Consider the following 18,711-nt stretch of genomic DNA (forward strand, 5'->3'; position numbering starts at 1 on the left):
GCTCGAGCACAGGATGATTAGCGGATTTGGCGGCGCGCTAGCCAATTTTCCCAGCTGGCCGGGGAGCCTGCATATACGTTGATGTCCAGATCACCCAAGGCACCGGGCACGCGGCCCGTGCTGGTGTACTGCCAAAAGGTCCAACGCTCGTTGGGGTATTTCTCAGACGGGTGGGCGGCGGTTGAGCGCAGCCAGAACTCTGTTCCGCCCAAGCGGCCCATCTGGTTCTTTTCGTAGAAATCCGGGGTGGTATAGACAATGGGCTGCTGGCCGTAATGGGCCTTGAGAATACGCAAGAAGATTTGTGCGTTCCGGCGCACGATATTGGCTGGCGGGCGCAAGGTGCAGGTCGGGGAAAACGGGTTCCATTCCATATCCAGCACCGGCGGTAACATTCCGGGAGTTTTAGGCACGTTCTGGATGAACCACCGCGCCTGTGTTTGGGGCGTGGTACAGAAATAATAGAAATGATAGGCCCCGCGCGCGACGCCGGATCGTCCTGCACCCCGCCAGTGATCCGCGAACATTGGGTCCAGCAGATCACCCCCTTCGGTCGCTTTGATGAATGCGAAATTTACGCCATTTATGCGTGCTTGTCCCCAGTCTAGCGGGCGTTGGAACCGCGCGACGTCGATGCCGTGTACCGCATAGCTTTGCGGGGTGCGCCGTGCCCAATCATGTGGTTTGCGGTCGCTGAAGTTTGCTGTCGTTACCATGCCAAGTGGAACTGACACTGGCGGCGCTGCACAAGCGGCGAGCGCAACGGTAGTGAGCAAAACAAGGATGCGTAGGGGCGACACGGTCATGGCTTTCTCGCGATAAAGGCGAGGTTGTTGGCGGGCATTTCAACCTGATTAATCGGGCTAAGCCCCGCGTTACTAAGCCAAGTGGTGACATCCGTTGTGTCTTTATACCCAATGCTGGGATCGGCTTCGCGCAGCTCGCGATCGAATGTTGCATCCCCTTCTGAGGTTAGCTGACCCGTGCGCCGGAACGGGCCGTATAGGATGAAGCAGCCGCCGGGTGCGGTGGCAAGTGCGGCCCCGACGATCAGCCGCTGCGCGGCGTCTGTGGGAATGAGGTGCAGAAGGTTGGATAGAAAAATCAGGTTTTGTGCTGCGAACTGCGCGTGCCAGCCAGCTTGGGTCGCATCAAGCGGAACCGCGGGGGCGACGTTTTTCGCAAGTGACTGGGCGGTATAGGCATCGATGCTGGCGCGGCGTGCGGCGTCAGGTTCGGTCGGTTGCCAGTGAAGGTCTGGGAAAGCCGTTGCAAAGGCGCTGATATGCTGACCGGTGCCGCTCGCAATTTCCAAGGCCTGCCCATGCCGCGGGGCATGGTTGCCTAGTAATTCAACCAACGCGGCACGGTTGCGATCCGCAGCAGGCGCATGCAGCTTTGCATCCCCTGCGGGCAGTGCAACACTGGCGCTGGGCGGCAGTTTCGGGGTCATGGGCGCAGCCTGTCGGGGCGCAAGGCATCGACGATTTCAACAGGTAGAGGTGACAGTCGGCCCAAGGTCAGATCGGCCACCAGCTGCGATGCGGCAGGGCTGGTCTGGAAACCATAGCCCCCTTGCCCGGCGCACCAGATGAAATTGGGTTGATCAGGATCGGGGCCCAGCACAAGGGTCCGGTCAGGAGCAAAGCTGCGCAGGCCAGCCCATGTCGAGATCGGTTTTGTCAGCGGGGTCGTGACCATGTTCTGATACCGCTCCAACCCCTCGGCCAGCACCATGTCGTCGGCCCATGCGTCATGCGGTTCAACAGAGTCTTCGTCGGCAGGCGAAATGATCAGAGCGCCCGCATCAGGTTTTGCGTACCAGGTTTCGTTCACGCCAAAGAACATCGGCCAGCGCGCGGGATCATGCCCACCGGGGGCAGCGATCCGCGCCATGGACCGGCGACAGGGGGTGATCCCGACAGGCCGTATGCCCGCCATCATCGCGATCTGATCGGCCCAAGCGCCGGCGGCGTTGACGATTTTGTCGGCGCGCAATGTATCGCCCCCCGCTATAACCGTCCAACCTTGCGGCGTGCGGGTGATGCCGGTCACTGGCTGGTTCGTCAGAATGCTGCCGCCGTTGCTGCGCAGGGTTTTGGCGAAATCCTGCATTAGCCGATCCGTATCAATGTCGTGCGCATCGGCGTGGTAGCCTGCAAAAGCCACCTTATTAGGATCAAGGACCGGCACCATCTTTAGCGCGTCGGACGGGGTGATCCGCTCCAATCCCATCGTGATCAAATCGTCGTTTAAGGCGGCTTCCTCGTGCGTGTCAGCGATGATCATCAAGCCGCGCTGCGTCAGATATCCGCCGTTGGCGTCGCTTAGATAGTCGACACTTGCACGGTTCAGCGCTTGGACAGACGGCGCGCCATAATTCTGTTCAATCAACGCTGCAGAGCGCCCCGAGGCGTGATAGCCAAGCGCCTTTTCCCCTTCGATCAGAGTTACATCGGCGTCGTCTGACAGGCGGGCAGCGGCAGAAATACCCGCAATGCCGCCACCGATGACAATGATCTTTGTCATGACTGTTCTTCGATCCGATCCGTGGCCGGGGGCGGTGTGGGGGAAAGGGCCGTGACCTTGGCATAAACATCGGCGGGCATGTCATAGGTGATAGCCGCAAGCGATGGTGCCAATTGTTCCGCCGACCGGGCCGAAATGATCGGCGATGGCCCCGTGGGATGCGCCGCGACCCATGCAACGGCCAATGTCGCGGGATGCATGCCCATGTCTGCGGCCAGATCGGACAGGCCCACTGCCGCTTGGTGCATCACATCTGGTGCATAGCGCGCGGCATAGCGGTCGTCTTGGGTCAGACGGCCCGCTTCGCCCTTGGCGTATTTTCCGGTCAGCAAGCCGCCCCCAAGCGGGGAATAGGGCGCAACAAGAATGCCCAGATCATCTGCCATTGGCAGAATCTCGACCTCGGCCTGACGTTTCACCAGATTATACATCGGTTGGATCACCGCGATATCCAGATCGAATTTCGCGGCGATACCGGCGGCCTTGACGACCTGCCACGCGGCAAAGTTTGACAGACCAATTTTGCGAATGTGGCCTGCTGTTTTCAGCTCGGCCATGGTTTGAAAGGTCTCGTGCATGTCGGTGTCGGGGTCAAAGCGATGCAGGTACAGCACATCAAGAGTGTCCAGCTTCATCCGGCTGCGCGACATCTCGCAGGATTGCAGCAGATTAGCCCGACCAGACCCGCCATCATAGGCGGCTTTGGTTGCGATGATCAGGTCATCGCGGCGATCCCCTAGAAAACTGCCAAGCAGCGTTTCCGAGGCCCCGCCGGTATAGACATGGGCCGTGTCGAAATGGGTGATACCCGCATCAAGGCAGGCGTCGAACATGGCGCGCGATGCATCGGCATCGGCGCGCCCGCCAAATTGCATGGTGCCAAAAGCAAGGCGGCTGGCGGGGGTGCCGTTGGGGCTGGTCAGGGTCTGTTTCATCCGCAAACCGTGCCACGGCACGCCCGCCTTCGCAACGGCGATCTTAGTCGTTCATCGCCCCCTTTTCAGTGGCGCGTTGATAGGCCGGGCGGGCGTGGATCATGTCGACGAAACCGGCCAGTGCCGGATAGCGCGCTGCCCCGTCACCGTCGCGCATCGCGATCTCGGCGGGAAAGCTGAGCATGATATCCGCTGCTGACAGGCTGTCTTGGACAAAATGGCCGGACGGGCGCACAAGGCTGTTCATATAGCTAAAGTGACTGTGCAGTTCGTCCTTGATGCGGGGGTGTAGCGGCGCACCGGCATCGCCCAAGCGGCTGACGTAAAGGTTCAACAAGATCGGCGTCATTGCGGAGCCTTCGGCGAAATGCATCATTTCGAGGTGCTGCAGATAGGCGGGGGTATCTTGGTCGGGGATCATTTGCGGCGCAAAGCGCGCACATAGCGTTTCGGTGATTGCCGCGCTTTCGGCGACCAACACTTCGTCGATTTCCAGCATCGGCGATTTGCCCAAAGGGTGCACCAGTTTCAGCTCGGGTGGGGCAAGGTTTGTGACAGCGTCACGTTTGTAGGGAACGATCGTATAAGGCTGTTCGATTTCCTCGAGCAGCCACAAAATACGGTGAGAGCGGGACCGATTAAGGTGGTGGATTTTTATCATGGCCCGACGATAGCGTTTTACTGCGCAATGGGTAGTGCAATGATGCGCAGCTTGTCCCGAGATCACCGCAGAGCCAGACATTTGCAGCCAACCATGACACAGATCAATGTCTGCGATGCATCAATCCGCGATATATGCGGAAAATGGGATGTGTTTATGGATCTGACATCAGTCATCGAAGTGTTGGGCGAGCCCGGGGTTTCTGCCTTGGCTGGCGTTGTGACCGGTATCATCTTTGGCATATCCGCCGAACAAAGCCGGTTCTGTCTGCGCGCCGCCGCGGTCGAAGTCGCGCGCGTAACTTTGGGGCCGCGCATGGCGGTATGGCTTTTGACCTTTTCAACCGGGCTGCTGTGGACGCAGGTGATGCACGCCACCGGTGTCATTGATCTGGGCACCAGCCGTTGGCTTGCGTCCCCCGGCACGATTTCAGGTGCTGTGATCGGTGGCGTGATCTTTGGCGTCGGGATGATCCTTGCGCGCGGATGTCCCGGGCGGTTGCTGGTTCTGGGGGCAACGGGAAACCTGCGCGCGATCCTGTCCGGCCTTGTCTTTGCCGTCGTTGCACAGATGAGCCTGGAAGGCGCATTGTCCCCCTTGCGCGAATGGATATCGGGCGGATGGATCACCCACGGGCCAAATCCGAACATCCTGTGGGCATTGCACCTTCCGACCGCCAGCGGCATTGCGATAGGTATCGGCTTTGCGGCTTTGGCGCTTGGCATTGCATTTCATAATCGGGTGTCTTGGATCGTGCTTTTGTTCGGCTGCGGTGTCGGGTTTTCGGTCGCCGTGGGCTGGTATCTTACGTATACGCTTTCGCAGATTAGTTTTGATCCAGTGCCGGTAGGCAGTTTGACCTTTTCCGGACCGTCTGCGGATACGCTGATGTATCTGCTATCTGCCAATTCCGTGCTGGAATTCGATGTGGGCCTTATTCCTGGCGTGGCCGTGGGGGCGTTTATGTCGGCACTTATGGCGCGGCGGTTGTTCTGGCAGGGATGGGATGGCGCACGGTCGATGCAGCGCTATCTGACAGGGGCCGCGATGATGGGCTTTGGTGCGATGACAGCGGGCGGTTGTACCATCGGGGCAGGCGTGACCGGCGGGTCGACCTTTGCCCTGACCGCATGGGTGGCTTTGCTATCCATGTGGTTGGCAGGAATGGCAGCAGACCGGTTAATCGACTACAGAGCCCGACGATAGTTACACCAAACAGCGCTGGCATAAAAAAAGGCCCCGCATAAGCAGGGCCTTTTAAAACTTCAAAAGCGGGTCCGATTAGTTCGGGATGTCGCCTGTGATGCCCTCAACGTAGAAGTTCATCCCAGCAAGTGTGCCGTCATCAGCTGTTTCGCCCTCGGCCAAAAAGTCAGAGCCGTCCTGCTTTTTCAGCGGGCCGGTGAACGGGTGGTAGGAACCGTCGGCAATGGATGCTTTCAGTGCCAATGCTTCGGCTTTCACATCTGCAGGTACTGCATCTGTGATTTCGCCGATGCCAACCATGCCAGCGCCGATGCCGTCCCATGTGTCGGTCGACGCCCATGTACCATCCATTACGGCCTTGGTGCGTGCGACATAGTAAGGTGCCCAGTCATCGATGATCGAAGAGACACGGGGCATAGGTGCATATTGCCCCATGTCCGACGCCTGACCAAAGGTGATCACGTTGCCTGCTTCTTGGGCCGCCGCCTGAGGTGCTGTGGAATCGGTGTGTTGCAACACAACATCTGCGCCTTGTTCGATCAGTACGTTTGCCGCATCCGCTTCTTTTGCGGGGTCGAACCATGTGTAGGCCCAAATGATCTTGAATTCGACGTCGGGGTTAACCTTTTTGGCGTGGATAAAGGCCGAGTTGATGCCGCGAATAACTTCGGGGATCGGGAAGGACCCGATATAGCCGACGATGTTCGACTTGGTCATCTTGCCCGCGATGTGGCCCTGAATGGCGCGACCTTCGTAAAAACGTGCGGAGTATGTAGAAACGTTATCGGCGCGCTTGTAACCGGTTGCGTGTTCAAATTTCACGTTTGGAAATTTGGCCGCAACATTGATTGTTGGGTCCATATAACCAAAAGACGTGGTGAAAATCAGATCAGCACCGTCCAGCGCCATCTGCGTCATCACACGCTCGGAATCGGGACCTTCTGCGACGTTTTCAACATATACGGTTTCGACCTTATCGCCAAATTCGGCTTCAACGGCCAAACGGCCTTGGTCGTGCTCGTATGTCCAGCCGCCGTCGCCCACTGGGCCGACGTAGACAAAGCCGACTTTGGTCTTGTCATCGGCATAAGCACCGCCGGCAAGACCGATCGCCAGCGCAGCGCTGGCGAGGAGTGTTGATAGTTTCATAACATATTCCCCTGAGTATTCTGCCCTTTTATAGGGCATTTTGAAGTGTGACCCCGTTATGACGAGGCATGGAAAGTGCGGCCAAGCGATGCCGGAGCACTGCTTTTATCCGCGGAAAGAACCACCAGCACAAGGATGGTGATGATATAGGGCGACATTGCCAGATACTCGACCGGAATGGCAACGCCTGCACCTTGCAGATTTAACTGCAACTGGGTGATTCCGCCAAATAAATAGGCACCCAGCAGCAGACGCCATGGTTTCCAGCTGGCAAACACGACTAAGGCCAGCGCAATCCAGCCCACACCGGCGGTCATGCCTTCGGTCCATTGGGGGACGCGGATCAGGCTGATATAGGCCCCGCCCAACCCCGCGCAGGCCCCGCCGAACATGATCGCCAAGGTTCTGATGCGCACAACCTTATAGCCAAGCGCATGTGCCGCATCATGGCTTTCGCCGACGGCACGCAGGATCAATCCGGCGCGTGTGAATTTCAACATCGCCCATACGGCGACGACCAAAGCGAACCCAAGATACAGAATAATATCATGCGAGAATAAAATCGGTCCGATAACCGGGATGTCATGCAAGGGGCCAAAGTTCACTTCAGCTAGACGTGGTGGTTTGATCCCGACATAGCTTTGGCCCAGCAGTGCGGAAAACCCCAGCCCGAACAGCGTCAGCGCCAGCCCCGATGCCACCTGATTGGCCAGGGTGATCTGGGTCAAAAACGCAAACAACAGGCTTAGCAGGGCACCGCCCAAGGCCGCCGCAGCAAATCCCAGCAGGGGCGACCCGGTTTCCACGGCGGTGGCAAAACCGCAAATGGCCCCCATGATCATCATGCCCTCGACGCCAAGGTTCAAGACGCCTGATTTCTCAACGACCAGTTCCCCCAAAGCGGCAAAGATCAGCGGCGTTGCGGCAATCAGAAAGCCTGCAACGAACAAGACTGGATTGATGGCTGATAGATCCATTATGCGGCCTCCGCCCGGCCAAGGCGCAGCCGGTAATTGGTGAAAAGATCAAAGGCGAGCAGGAAAAACAGCAGCATGCCCTGAAACACCTGAATAGCGGCGGCGGGCAAACCCAACTGGCTTTGCGCGATGTCGCCCCCGATATAGGTCAGGGCCATCAAACCACCGGCCAACAGAATGCCGATAGGGTGCAACCGGCCCAGAAAGGCAACGATGATGGCGGTGAACCCGTAGCCCACGTTGAAATCAATGGTGATCTGCCCCGAGGGGCCTGCGACCTCGAACATACCGGCAAGGCCCGCAAGCAGACCGGACATGCCCATACAAAACAAAACCAGACGCGTCGGATTTACGCCAGAAAATTTGGCGGCACGCGGTGCCTCTCCGGTGACACGAATGGCAAAGCCAAGCCGGTGCCGCGCCAGCAGCATATAGGCAAAGATTACAGCAATTAGCGCTGCGACGACACCCCAATGCATCCCTGACCCCGTGATCAACTCAGCATTATGAGCCGAGCCATACTGCTGTAAATTGCGACTGCCGGGAAACCCGAAGCCTTCGGGGTTCTTCAAAAGCCCAAGCGCCATAGAAGCTAGAAATTGTTCGGCCACATAGACCAACATCAGCGATACCAAAATCTCGTTGGTGCCGAATTTGACCTTTAACAGCGCGGGGATCATGGCCCAGATCCAACCACCCAATGCACCTGCCAAAATCATCAGCGGAAAGATCAGGAAACTCTCGGTCGGATAGAATGCCAATCCCGTAGCGGCACCAAAGATTGCCCCCATGATGTACTGGCCCTCTGCGCCAATATTCCAGATGCCTGCCTTGAACCCTAGGGACAAACCGATGGCGATCAAAACCAAAGGTGCCCCTTTGATCAACAATTGCGGGCGGTAGTAAAAGGCAAAATCGCCGAACAGCGGCTGCCAGAAAATCGTTTCAATCGACGCCAACGGGTCCTTGCCCAAAGCGGCAAATAAAAGCCCGCCAAACACCATGGTTGCCAACACCGCCAAAACCGGCGCTGCCCATGAAAACGTCTGGCTTGCCTGGGGTCGCTTTTCCAATCTGATCACTGGACTGCCCCTTCTCTGGCTCTTAAATATCCCACAGGGGTATGGGGGTGTGAAACCCCCATCTGCACCAAATTAAACATGCGCGACCTCCATCCCATGGGCACCGCCCATCATCAGCCCGATCTCGTCGACGCTTAGGCCCTGCGCGGGGCGCGGTTCTGACAACCGACCCTCATTCAGCGCGGCAAACCGGTCAGAGATTTCCATCAACTCGTCCAGATCCTGACTGATCACGATAACAGCGGCACCATTGTCAGCCAAATCCAGCAAAGCCTGCCGGATCGATGCGGCGGCTGAGGCGTCAACGCCCCATGTGGGCTGGTTTACGACCAACACCTCGGGGCGTTGCATTACCTCGCGACCGATAACGAATTTTTGCAGGTTGCCGCCAGATAGCGAACGCGCAGCGTTGCCGGGACCGGGGGTGCGCACGTCGAATTTTCGAATGATCCGCTCGGCAAAACGTGTTGCGGCGGGCCAGTTCAGCATACCGCGGCGCTCTAGCTTCTCGCGCACGGCACCGGTGAGCATCGCATTTTCGGTCAGCGTCATATCGGGCGCGGCGGCATGGCCCAACCGTTCTTCGGGGGCGGCCAGAACGCCAAGACTGCGCCGCGCGATGGGGCCAAGCTGTCCAATATCGCTGCCCTTGAAAAGGATCATACCGGGATCAGACAGGTTTTCGCCCGACAGCGCGGCCAGCAATTCGTCTTGGCCGTTGCCCGCGACCCCGCCAATGCCTAATACTTCGCCAGCGCGCACCTGAACCGATATGTCGCGCAGTGGCATCCCAAAGGCCGATGGCGATTTTGCATTCAAGCCCTGCAAATCCAGCAACACATCCCCCTGTGTCTTGCCCGTCCGTAGCGGCGTTTTCAGCATACTGCCCACCATCATCTCTGCCATGTCGCGGGCGGATGTCTCTGACGGTGTGCAATGGCCGACGACCTTGCCCAGTCGTAAAATCGTGGCGCTGTCACACAGGCTGCGGATCTCTTCGAGCTTGTGCGAGATATATAAAATCGCGGTCCCCTCGGCGCTAAGCTTGCGCAGGGTCTTGAACAGGATTTCGACCTCTTGCGGGGTCAGAACCGATGTGGGTTCATCCATGACCAACAGCTTGGGGTCTTGCAAAAGGCAGCGGATAATCTCCACCCGCTGGCGTTCACCTGCAGAAAGATCACCGACAATACGGTCGGGGGACAACGGTAGGCCATAGGCTTCGGACACGTCGCGAATTTGCTTGCTCAGGGTTCCCAGTTTGGGCGCGTCTTCCATCCCCAGTGCGATGTTTTCCGCAACACTAAGCGCATCAAAAAGCGAAAAATGTTGGAACACCATCCCCACACCAGCGGCCCTTGCCGCGCGAGGTTCATTGGGATGGAAAGCGGCACCATGCATCTGCATCGTGCCGCTGTCCGGCTTGACCAGACCATAGATCATTTTGACCAGCGTAGATTTTCCTGCCCCGTTTTCCCCCAACAGCGCGTGAACTTCGCCGGGGGTGATTGTTAGCGACACATCGTCGTTGGCCACGACGCCCGGATAGGCCTTGGTCAGCCCAGACAGCGTAAGAAGGGGGGGAGTCGTCATAGAAGTTCCTTGGTTTTCACTTGGTCAACAAGCCTGCTCACGCACCCATGTGCAATAGCGTCGGGGGTTTTGCCAAGGGATTTATCACCGATGGGGCAGATGATGGGCGTAGGATCAAGGCCGGCCGCACGCAGCCTTTTGCGAAAACGTGCCCATTTGGTGTCTGAACCGATAAGGCCTATGCTGGCGGCGGAGCGATCCAATAACGCCGCGCACAGCGCCAGATCGATGTCATGGGAATAGGTGAAAATCAGGTGATGGGCAGAGCGCGGGGAATGTTGCACCACGCGCGGCATATCGGCGGCGGGAAGCACGGTTATGTCAGGGGAAATATCAGCGGGAAAGCGGTCAAAACCGGTATCGACCCACGTGATATTAAACGCGCCTTTCGGACTGTTGCGCACAACCGCACGTCCGACATGGCCCGCCCCCCACAGCCACAGATCAAGCGGCGCGTGGTCTGAAATATTCAACTTGGGCGGCATCATGATCGGATCGGTCTGGCGTTGGCGGTCGGTGAAATTCAACGTGACAGACCCGCCGCAGCATTGCCCAAGGTTCGGGCCCAAAGGGACCTTGAGCGTTTTCGCCTTGCATCCCTGAGCAAGCATTTCACGGGCCGTTAAAGTGGCTTGATGTTCCAAAGCCCCGCCGCCGATGGTGCCTGCGATGTCGTTCGCTGTCACTTTCATCGCGGTGCCCGCATCGCGCGGGGTCGAGCCGCGCGTCGCGGTGATCTCAATGTATATTGCGTCACTCATGCGCGGGCCTTGAGGCTCGCATCCAGCACTGCTTCAGCGGTCGCCGGTGCTTGCAAATCCGCGTAGGTCGCCCCGCAAGCACGCACCGCATCCGAGAGCGCCATAAACGCCGATATGCCCAGCATCAGGGGCGGCTCGCCGACGGCTTTGGACCGGTAAACCGTCTGCGCCGGGTTCGGCTGATCCCAAAGTGCGACGTTAAAGATGTCGGGCCGGTCCGAAATGGCGGGTATTTTATAGGTCGACGGTGCGTGCGTCTTAAGAGCGCCCTGATCATCCCACACCAGTTCTTCGGTGGTCAGCCAGCCCGCCCCTTGGACGTACCCGCCTTCGATCTGACCGATATCAAGCGCGGGGTTCAGGGATGCGCCTGCGTCATGCAAGATATCCGCCCGTAAGATGCGGTTTTCACCGGTCAACGTGTCAATCACCACCTCGGTCACGGCGGCCCCATAGGCAAAGTAAAAGAACGGGCTGCCGCGCCCCGTGATGCGATCCCATTCGATGTCTGGCGTTTTGTAAAACCCGGTTGAGGAGAGCGAGACACGCGCGAGATAGGCTGACATGACGGCCTCGGCAAAGGTGATTTTTTCGCTACCCACCGTCACCATGCCACCCGCAAATGTAACCGCTTCAGGTGCTACGCCGTGCACTTGTGCCAGATGCGCCGTGATCCGGTCGCGGATCGTATCGCACGCGGCTTGTACAGCCATCCCGTTCAGATCAGTGCCGGAGGACGCAGCAGTGGCAGAGGTGTTGGGCACCTTGCCAGTATCCGTCGCCGTGATCTTGACCGCGCTGACATTGACGCCAAAGCGGCAGGCTGCGACTTGGGCGATTTTTTGAAACAATCCTTGGCCCATTTCGGTGCCGCCATGGTTCAGGTGGATCGAGCCGTCGTTATAGACATGCACCAATGCGCCAGCCTGATTGAGATGGGTCAGGGTAAACGAGATGCCGAATTTCACCGGCGTCAGCGCGATGCCACGTTTCAAAATGGGCTGGCTGGCATTCCACGCCTCAATTGCCGCACGGCGCGCGGCGTAATCGGACGAGGCGACGAGCCGGTCGGTCAGGGCGTTGATGATCCCGTCTTTTACAGGCTGGTGGTAGGGCGTGGTTTGTACCTGATCGCTTGGCGCGTCAGCATAATAATTTGCGCGCCGCACTGCCAGCGGGTCGGCATCCAGATGATGGGCGATGTGATCCATCACGCGTTCAATACCAACGATCCCTTGTGGGCCGCCGAAACCCCGAAAGGCAGTCGCGCTTTGCGTGTTGGTGCGTAAACGGTGCGAGGTGATGCGAATGTGATCCAGATGATAGGCGTTATCCGCATGCAGCATCGCGCGGTCCGCCACCGGCAGCGATAAATCCATGCCCCAGCCGCAGCGGGTGAAATGGGTGAAATCCAGCGCGGTGATCTTGCCCTTGGCATCGAAACCGACGGTATAATCAATCCGGAAATCGTGGCGTTTGCCGGTGATGATCATATCGTCGTCGCGGTCATAGCGCATTTTGCAGGGCTGCCCGGTTTTGGAGGCCGCAACCGCACAGGCGATGGCCAGCGCGTTGCCCTGACTTTCCTTGCCGCCAAACCCGCCGCCCATGCGCCGTGTCTCTACGCGGATCGCATGCATGTGCACGCCAAGGGCTTCGGCGACTTTGTGTTGGATTTCGGTCGGGTGCTGGGTCGAGGAATGGACGACCATGTCGCCATTGTCTTGGGGCAGGGCAAGGGCGGCTTGCCCTTCGAGGTAGAAATGCTCTTGCCCGCCGATGTTGATAGACCCCGAAAGGGTTTGATGCGCTTGTTGCAAGGCTGCGGCGGCATCGCCTTTTTGGTAAATGCGCGGGCCGTCCTCGAACCTGCTGTCTGCGTTGAGCGCCTGTTCGATGGTCAAGATGGGATCGGTTTTCTCAATCTCGATCTGCCCGAGGCGGGCTGCATGGCGGGCGGCCAGATGGCTGGTGGCAACCACCATGAACAAGGGCTGACCCGCATAATGCACGGCATCCGTAGCTAGCAAAGGTTCATCATGGTTCGACGGGGACACATCGTTGGCAAAAGCCAGATCATCCGCCGTATACACCGCAACTACACCCGGTGCGGTGCGCACGGCGCTTAGATCCATCGACATCAAACGGCCAGCGGCGGGTTTGCTGACACCAAAGGCAATGTGGAGCGTATTTGCGGGCGTTGGGATGTCATCCACGTAACGCGCCGCACCCGTCACATGGAGTTTCGCCGCATCATGGGGCAGGGGCTTGGCGACGCTCATGCGGACACCGCCTGCACGTCTGTGTCGACGCCTTGTATGTCAAAGAAATAGCGCAGCACCATATTTTGTGCGGTTTGCAAACGATAGCTGGCAGAGGCGCGCATGTCCGAGAGCGGCTGGAAATCTTCCGCGATTTTTTGCATCGCTGTTCGGAAGGTCCTTTCGGTGAAAGGCTGGTTTACCAGCGCCGCTTCGGTCTGGGCCGCCCGTTTCGGGGTGCCTGCCATACCGCCAAAGGCGATACGTGCATCTGTGATGTTGTCATCCTCGCGGGTTAGATTAATGCAGCCACACACGGCCGAGATATCCTGATCAAAGCGTTTACTAAGCTTGTAGCAACGCAGCGTGTCGGCTTGCTTGGGGATCGTGATCGCCTCGACAAATTCGCCAGGTGCGCGGTCTTGCTTGCCGTAGTCGATAAAGAATTCTTCGAGCGGGAGGCTGCGGCGGCTGTTGCCTTGGCGCAGATGCAAGGTAGCCCCCATTGCGATCAAGGCGGGCGGGCCGTCCCCAATGGGGGACCCGTTTGCGATATTGCCGCCGATGGTCGCAGCGTTACGCACTTGGGTTGACCCATATCGACGCAGCATTGTGGCGAGGCTGGGATGATGCGGGGCGAAGTGGGATTCAATTTCCGTGACTGTGGTCATCGCCCCGATGTGCCAGTGATCGCCCGCGTCAGTGATACCGCGCAGATCGGTGAGCTGGTTCAGAAATGCTGTGGCTCCCAGATCGCGAAATTGTTTGGTGACCCAAAGGCCAACATCAGTGGCCCCCGCGATCAGTGTCGCATCGGGGTGGGCGGCGTACCAGCGGGCCAGTTCATCCGTTGTGGTGGGTTGGATATGTTGAGGGGGCTGTCTGCCCCCATCCGGCTGCGCCGGCCCCCCCGAGGATTTTTGTCCATTTGGAAGTTGAAGGGTTTTGAGGTGTCGGGGCACGGGGTGGTTTTCGGCAGCTTCTGCTGCGCGGATGATCGGGGCGTAGCCGGTGCAACGGCAGAGATTGCCAGCCAGTTGCGTGTCGTGGTCAGTGGCCCCGTTCAGGTGGGCGGTGGCCATCGTGACAGCAAAGCCAGGGGTGCAAAATCCGCATTGGCTGCCGTGGTGGTCGATCATCGTTTGCTGGACGGGATGCAGCGTGCCGTCGGGCGCGCTGAGGCCTTCGACGGTGGTAACGGACTTGCCGTTGATCTGAGGCAGGAACAGGATGCATCCGTTCAGAGCGCGGTGACCAGCATCGTCGCGGATCATTACGCTGCAGGCACCGCAATCGCCTTCGTTGCACCCTTCTTTGGTGCCGGTCAGATGTTTGGTTTCGCGCAGCCAGTCAAGCAGGGTTGTTGTCGGAGAAATGCCGGTCAGCGACACGACTTCCCCGTTGAGGAGAAAAGTGATGTCCATAGGTTCGTTCCGCCGCGGTACCGGAGCCCAAGATATGCGCGGGGTTCGATGCGACGTAGAACGCGGCGCGGGCAAATGCTGATCGAAGCTATGCGCTGGGGCTGGGCATTGGCAAGGGTTTTCCGGTTTCCGGCCGGCTTTTGACCGGGGCATGCCGAAATTATGGGCATGACGTGACAGCGGGTATGGCGGCTTGGGGGTTGGTCGCTTAAGCTTGGGAAATGGCAAACACACCCCGATTCATTCACCTACGCACCCATTCCGAATATTCGTTGTTGGAAGGGGCGTTGCGGCTGAAAAAGCTGCCTGATTTATGCAAGTCGGCTGACATGCCTGCCATGGCGTTGACCGACACCAACAACATGTTTGCGGCGCTCGAATTTTCTGTGGCGATGTCTGGTGCCGGTATTCAGCCGATCATCGGCTGTCAGGTTGATCTGGCCTATGTGGCAGCCCAACCGGGCGAGAAAGCGCGCGATCCTGCCCCTGTTGTGCTGCTGGCGCAGTCAGAGGCCGGGTATGAAAACCTGATGAAGTTGAACTCTTGTCTTTATATCGACAAGGGCGGTGCAGTGCCTGAAGTGACATTAGACGAGCTTGAGCAATATAGTGCGGGGGCCATCTGCCTGACCGGGGGCGCTGGCGGCCCTGTCGGGCAGTTGCTGCAAGGGGCACAGCGGCCCGCAGCCGAGGCGTTGATGAAACGCTTGCATGGGGCGTTCGGCGATAGGCTTTATGTTGAGCTGCAGCGGCATCCCGATGAGAACGGACAGCCCGAGGCAGAGCGGTTGACCGAGCGCGGCTTTGTCGAGATGGCCTATGATATGGGTATCCCTTTGGTCGCCACCAATGACGTGTATTTTCCAAAGGCGACGATGTACGAGGCGCATGATGCGCTGATCTGTATTGCGGACGGGGCTTATGTCGACCAGCAGCAAGACCGCCGCCGCCTGACGGCCCAGCATTATTTCAAATCACAATCCGAGATGGTGACGCTGTTTGCCGACTTGCCAGAGGCGATCGAGAACACCGTTGAGATCGCAAAGCGCTGCGCCTTTATGGCCTATCGCCGCGATCCGATTTTGCCCAAATTTGCCGATGACGAAATCGAAGAACTGAAGCGTCAGGCTCATGATGGTTTGAAGGAACGGCTGAAAGTTATTCCTCATGCGGCCAGCGTTGAGGAATATGAAAAGCGGTTGGACTTTGAGCTGGGCATTATCGAGGGCATGGGTTTCCCCGGCTACTTCTTGATCGTTGCGGATTTTATCAAATGGGCTAAGGATCAGAATATTCCGGTGGGGCCGGGGCGCGGGTCGGGTGCGGGGTCACTGGTGGCCTATGCGCTGACCATTACCGACCTTGATCCGCTGCGTTATCAATTGCTGTTTGAACGGTTCTTGAACCCTGAACGTGTGTCGATGCCCGACTTTGACATCGACTTTTGCATGGATCGCCGCGAAGAGGTGATCCAGTACGTGCAGCGTAAATACGGGCGCGACAAGGTGGGGCAGATTATCACCTTTGGTGCCTTGCTGTCCAAGGCGGCTGTGCGGGACATCGGGCGCGTTTTGCAGATGCCTTATGGCCAGGTGGATCGCCTGTCCAAAATGATCCCCGTCGAAGGCGTAAAGCCGGTGAGCATCGAAAAAGCCTTGGCGGATGAGCCACGGCTGCGCGATGAGGCACGTAACGAAGAGGTCGTCGCGCGATTGCTGGATTACGGTCAGCAGGTCGAAGGGCTGTTGCGCAACGCATCGACCCACGCGGCGGGTGTTGTGATCGGCGATAGGCCGCTTGATGCGCTGGTGCCGCTGTATCAGGATCCACGATCCGATATGCCAGCGACCCAGTTCAACATGAAATGGGTGGAACAGGCCGGGCTGGTCAAGTTCGACTTTTTGGGCCTGAAAACCCTGACCGTCATTCAGAACGCTGTGGACCAGATCAAGGCCTCGGGCCGTCATTTGCATATTGCCGCCGACGGGACCGAATTGTTCGAGCCACCAGAGGGATTGATCGACGATATTGCCACCGTCCCATTGGATGACGAGGCATCATATAAGCTCTATGCCAGCGCCAAGACCGTGGCGGTGTTTCAGGTGGAATCCAGCGGCATGATGGATGCCCTGAAACGGATGAAGCCGACCTGCATCGAGGACATCGTGGCCCTTGTGGCGCTGTATCGCCCCGGCCCTATGGAGAATATCCCGACCTATTGCGAGGTTAAAAACGGGATCAAAGAACGCGAATCTGTGCATCCGTCTATTGACCATATCCTTGAAGAAACCCAAGGTATTATTGTTTATCAAGAACAGGTTATGCAGATCGCGCAGGTCATGGCGGGCTACAGCCTTGGCGGCGCTGACCTGTTGCGCCGTGCGATGGGTAAAAAGATCGCCGAGGAAATGGCCAAGGAACGCCCTAAATTCGAAAAGGGTGCGATGGCCAATGGCGTGGATAAGAAAAAAGCGTCCGAAGTTTTCGACCTTTTGGAAAAATTCGCCAACTACGGTTTCAACAAGTCCCACGCGGCGGCCTATGCTGTAGTCAGCTATCAAACGGCTTGGCTAAAGGCGAACCATCCAGTCGAGTTTATGGCCGGCGTGATGAACTGCGATATCCACCTGACCGACAAGCTGGCAGTGTATTTCGAAGAAGTCCGCAAGCGGCTGGAATTGCCATGGGTGCCGCCCTGCGTGAACCGCTCTGACGCGACCTTCAAGGTGGTCGATGGTGCGTTGGTATATGCGCTTGGCGCATTGAAAAACGTCGGCGTCGAGGCGATGAAGCTGATCACCGAAGGCCGCAAAGTTGAGGGCGTGGATAAGCCTTTTGCCACGTTGTTTGATTTGGCGCGGCGCGTCGATCTGAAGCGTGTCGGCAAGCGGCCGCTGGAAATGCTGGCCCGCTCGGGCGCGTTTGACCAGCTTGACAGCAACCGCCGTCGTGTCTGGAACGCGCTGGACGGGCTGGTGAATTACTCCGCCGCAATCCACGAGCAAAAGGCGAGCAATCAGGTGTCGCTGTTTGGCGAGGCGGGCGATGATTTGCCCGAACCACGTATCCTGCCTTGCGATGATTGGGAGGCCGCAGAGCGCCTGACCGAGGAATTTAAAGCAGTGGGTTTCTATCTGTCCGGCCATCCGTTGGACGACTATATGGGCCCGATGAAACGCAAAGCCGGCAGCGGCGGGGTACCATTCCTGACCTTGGATGAGTTGACCGAGAAAGTATCGGTCAAAGGCGCGATGAACGCACGGCTCGCCGGGATTGTCGCGGGGCGGCAGGAACGTAAATCCGCCCGTGGTAACCGCTTTGCCTTTGCGCAGCTTTCCGACCCCACTGGTGCCTATGAGGTAACGCTGTTTTCGGATACGCTTGAACTGGCGCGCGATCACCTTGAGACGGGATCGAAAGTTGTCGTGATGGTCGAGGCGACCATGGAAAGTGACCAGTTGAAATTGCTTGGCAGATCGGTCGCGCCGATTGACTCTGTCGTGGCGGATGCGGGTAACATGGGTTTGCGTATTTTTGTGGATGAGGCCGTTGCTATTCAGGCTGTGGCCGAGGTTTTGGCAGGCGCGCGAACGGCAGCCAAATCGGCAGGGAAGGGCCCGATCCAGCTGTGCCTGATGGACCCAAGCCTTCCGGGCGAAGTCGAAGTGGACCTTTGCGCGGAATATCCGGTCACGCCCAAGATCAAGGGCGCGATCCGGTCGCTTAGCGGCGTTTTGGAGGTCGAGGAGATCTAACGGGCGGGGTGGCGGGCAGATCAGTAGTGCGGCGGGCGTTCGTTTCCGATCACGACACCTTCGTTACCAGCGGCTTCGCGTTCACCTTCGCGTTGCATCAACATGTAAACGCGGCGGGTTAATATTGCGATTTCATTTTCTTGGCGGGCAACCATATCCGACAAATCATCAACTGTGCGGATAAGATAGGCCATTTGTTCTTCTAGCTTGTCCATGTTCTGATCCTTCTCGTTTGACTAATCCGCAGATAGGTGAGGTCAGCCCCTTTGACAACCGTCAGGGGGTTGTCTGCCCCCTGACCCCCGAGGATATTTTCTAGCCAGAGAAGGCCCAAGGTCAGTGGAGGCGAAAGCCGTGTGGTTTGCTTGCTCTTATCGG

15 protein-coding genes are annotated in these 18,711 nt (G+C 58.2%); 2 read left to right on the forward strand and 13 right to left on the reverse strand.

Features of this window, described 5'->3' with window-relative positions; all coding sequences use genetic code 11:
• Positions 1 to 17 precede the first annotated feature (17 nt).
• From BM347_RS13085 to BM347_RS13105, 5 genes are read right to left on the reverse strand one after another with little or no spacing between them, the layout of a single operon-like run.
• Positions 18 to 806: a glycoside hydrolase family 25 protein gene (locus BM347_RS13085; protein WP_175498570.1), complete on the reverse strand. Its 789-nt coding sequence runs from the start codon at positions 804 to 806 to the stop codon at positions 18 to 20.
• The gene (locus tag BM347_RS13090) at positions 803 to 1,453 is read right to left on the reverse strand and encodes a DUF938 domain-containing protein (RefSeq protein WP_093916907.1); all 651 of its coding nucleotides are present in this window, start codon (positions 1,451 to 1,453) and stop codon (positions 803 to 805) included. Before BM347_RS13090 ends, BM347_RS13085 begins: the two co-directional genes overlap by 4 nt.
• Complete coding sequence (locus BM347_RS13095) at positions 1,450 to 2,529, reverse strand: NAD(P)/FAD-dependent oxidoreductase (protein WP_093916908.1); 1,080 nt, start codon at positions 2,527 to 2,529, stop codon at positions 1,450 to 1,452. The genes BM347_RS13090 and BM347_RS13095 overlap by 4 nt, the downstream gene beginning before the upstream one ends.
• Positions 2,526 to 3,464, reverse strand: coding sequence for an aldo/keto reductase (locus BM347_RS13100; RefSeq protein WP_093916909.1), 939 nt, complete (start codon positions 3,462 to 3,464; stop codon positions 2,526 to 2,528). The genes BM347_RS13095 and BM347_RS13100 overlap by 4 nt, the downstream gene beginning before the upstream one ends.
• Positions 3,465 to 3,507: 43 nt before the next feature.
• A complete protein-coding gene (locus BM347_RS13105; protein ID WP_093916910.1) occupies positions 3,508 to 4,125 on the reverse strand; it encodes a glutathione S-transferase family protein in 618 nt (205 codons plus the stop codon).
• 93 nt (positions 4,126 to 4,218) lie between these two features.
• Between BM347_RS13105 and BM347_RS13110 the strand changes: the two genes are divergently transcribed.
• Positions 4,219 to 5,331 (forward strand): YeeE/YedE family protein, encoded by a 1,113-nt coding sequence (locus BM347_RS13110; protein ID WP_342742187.1) that lies wholly within the window; start codon positions 4,219 to 4,221, stop codon positions 5,329 to 5,331.
• Between the two features lie 75 nt (positions 5,332 to 5,406).
• On the opposite strand, the gene BM347_RS13115 is transcribed toward BM347_RS13110, so the two are convergent.
• The 7 genes from BM347_RS13115 to xdhA all read right to left on the reverse strand — a co-directional run bounded on the left by BM347_RS13115 (position 5,407) and on the right by xdhA (position 14,578).
• Entirely contained in the window at positions 5,407 to 6,480 is a 1,074-nt protein-coding gene (locus BM347_RS13115) for a BMP family ABC transporter substrate-binding protein (protein ID WP_093916911.1), read from the reverse strand.
• 56 nt (positions 6,481 to 6,536) lie between these two features.
• Entirely contained in the window at positions 6,537 to 7,457 is a 921-nt protein-coding gene (locus BM347_RS13120; protein ID WP_093916912.1) for an ABC transporter permease, read from the reverse strand.
• Positions 7,457 to 8,539 (reverse strand): ABC transporter permease, encoded by a 1,083-nt coding sequence (locus BM347_RS13125; RefSeq protein WP_093916913.1) that lies wholly within the window; start codon positions 8,537 to 8,539, stop codon positions 7,457 to 7,459. Before BM347_RS13125 ends, BM347_RS13120 begins: the two co-directional genes overlap by 1 nt.
• 72 nt (positions 8,540 to 8,611) lie before the next feature.
• On the reverse strand, positions 8,612 to 10,132 hold the full coding sequence (locus tag BM347_RS13130) for an ABC transporter ATP-binding protein (RefSeq protein ID WP_093916914.1): 1,521 nt from the start codon (positions 10,130 to 10,132) through the stop codon (positions 8,612 to 8,614).
• On the reverse strand, positions 10,129 to 10,893 hold the full coding sequence (gene xdhC, locus BM347_RS13135) for a xanthine dehydrogenase accessory protein XdhC (RefSeq protein ID WP_093916915.1): 765 nt from the start codon (positions 10,891 to 10,893) through the stop codon (positions 10,129 to 10,131). Before xdhC ends, BM347_RS13130 begins: the two co-directional genes overlap by 4 nt.
• Positions 10,890 to 13,175 (reverse strand): xanthine dehydrogenase molybdopterin binding subunit, encoded by a 2,286-nt coding sequence (gene xdhB / locus BM347_RS13140; RefSeq protein WP_093916916.1) that lies wholly within the window; start codon positions 13,173 to 13,175, stop codon positions 10,890 to 10,892. Before xdhB ends, xdhC begins: the two co-directional genes overlap by 4 nt.
• Positions 13,172 to 14,578: a xanthine dehydrogenase small subunit gene (gene xdhA / locus BM347_RS13145; protein WP_093916917.1), complete on the reverse strand. Its 1,407-nt coding sequence runs from the start codon at positions 14,576 to 14,578 to the stop codon at positions 13,172 to 13,174. Before xdhA ends, xdhB begins: the two co-directional genes overlap by 4 nt.
• 221 nt (positions 14,579 to 14,799) lie before the next feature.
• Between xdhA and dnaE the strand changes: the two genes are divergently transcribed.
• Complete coding sequence (gene dnaE / locus BM347_RS13150) at positions 14,800 to 18,333, forward strand: DNA polymerase III subunit alpha (protein WP_093916918.1); 3,534 nt, start codon at positions 14,800 to 14,802, stop codon at positions 18,331 to 18,333.
• A gap of 20 nt (positions 18,334 to 18,353) precedes the next feature.
• Here dnaE and BM347_RS13155 read toward each other — a convergent pair whose 3' ends face one another.
• Positions 18,354 to 18,548, reverse strand: a complete 195-nt coding sequence (locus BM347_RS13155; protein ID WP_093916919.1) for a SlyX family protein — start codon at positions 18,546 to 18,548, stop codon at positions 18,354 to 18,356.
• Positions 18,549 to 18,711 lie beyond the last annotated feature (163 nt).

It is taken from the genome of Sulfitobacter marinus (assembly GCF_900116285.1).
Classification (GTDB): Bacteria; Pseudomonadota; Alphaproteobacteria; order Rhodobacterales; family Rhodobacteraceae; genus Sulfitobacter; species Sulfitobacter marinus.

Excerpts from the sequence above, each read along its gene's own strand:
- BM347_RS13095 (WP_093916908.1), bottom strand. The coding sequence starts at position 2,529 with ATGACAAAGATCATTGTCATCGGTGGCGGCATTGCGGGTATTTCTGCC.
- xdhA (WP_093916917.1), bottom strand. The coding sequence starts at position 14,578 with ATGGACATCACTTTTCTCCTCAACGGGGAAGTCGTGTCGCTGACCGGC.
- BM347_RS13115 (WP_093916911.1), bottom strand. The coding sequence starts at position 6,480 with ATGAAACTATCAACACTCCTCGCCAGCGCTGCGCTGGCGATCGGTCTT.
- BM347_RS13090 (WP_093916907.1), bottom strand. The coding sequence starts at position 1,453 with ATGACCCCGAAACTGCCGCCCAGCGCCAGTGTTGCACTGCCCGCAGGG.
- BM347_RS13110 (WP_342742187.1), top strand. The coding sequence starts at position 4,219 with ATGACACAGATCAATGTCTGCGATGCATCAATCCGCGATATATGCGGA.
- BM347_RS13105 (WP_093916910.1), bottom strand. The coding sequence starts at position 4,125 with ATGATAAAAATCCACCACCTTAATCGGTCCCGCTCTCACCGTATTTTG.
- BM347_RS13120 (WP_093916912.1), bottom strand. The coding sequence starts at position 7,457 with ATGGATCTATCAGCCATCAATCCAGTCTTGTTCGTTGCAGGCTTTCTG.
- xdhB (WP_093916916.1), bottom strand. The coding sequence starts at position 13,175 with ATGAGCGTCGCCAAGCCCCTGCCCCATGATGCGGCGAAACTCCATGTG.
- xdhC (WP_093916915.1), bottom strand. The coding sequence starts at position 10,893 with ATGAGTGACGCAATATACATTGAGATCACCGCGACGCGCGGCTCGACC.
- BM347_RS13085 (WP_175498570.1), bottom strand. The coding sequence starts at position 806 with ATGACCGTGTCGCCCCTACGCATCCTTGTTTTGCTCACTACCGTTGCG.
- dnaE (WP_093916918.1), top strand. The coding sequence starts at position 14,800 with ATGGCAAACACACCCCGATTCATTCACCTACGCACCCATTCCGAATAT.
- BM347_RS13155 (WP_093916919.1), bottom strand. The coding sequence starts at position 18,548 with ATGGACAAGCTAGAAGAACAAATGGCCTATCTTATCCGCACAGTTGAT.
- BM347_RS13100 (WP_093916909.1), bottom strand. The coding sequence starts at position 3,464 with ATGAAACAGACCCTGACCAGCCCCAACGGCACCCCCGCCAGCCGCCTT.
- BM347_RS13130 (WP_093916914.1), bottom strand. The coding sequence starts at position 10,132 with ATGACGACTCCCCCCCTTCTTACGCTGTCTGGGCTGACCAAGGCCTAT.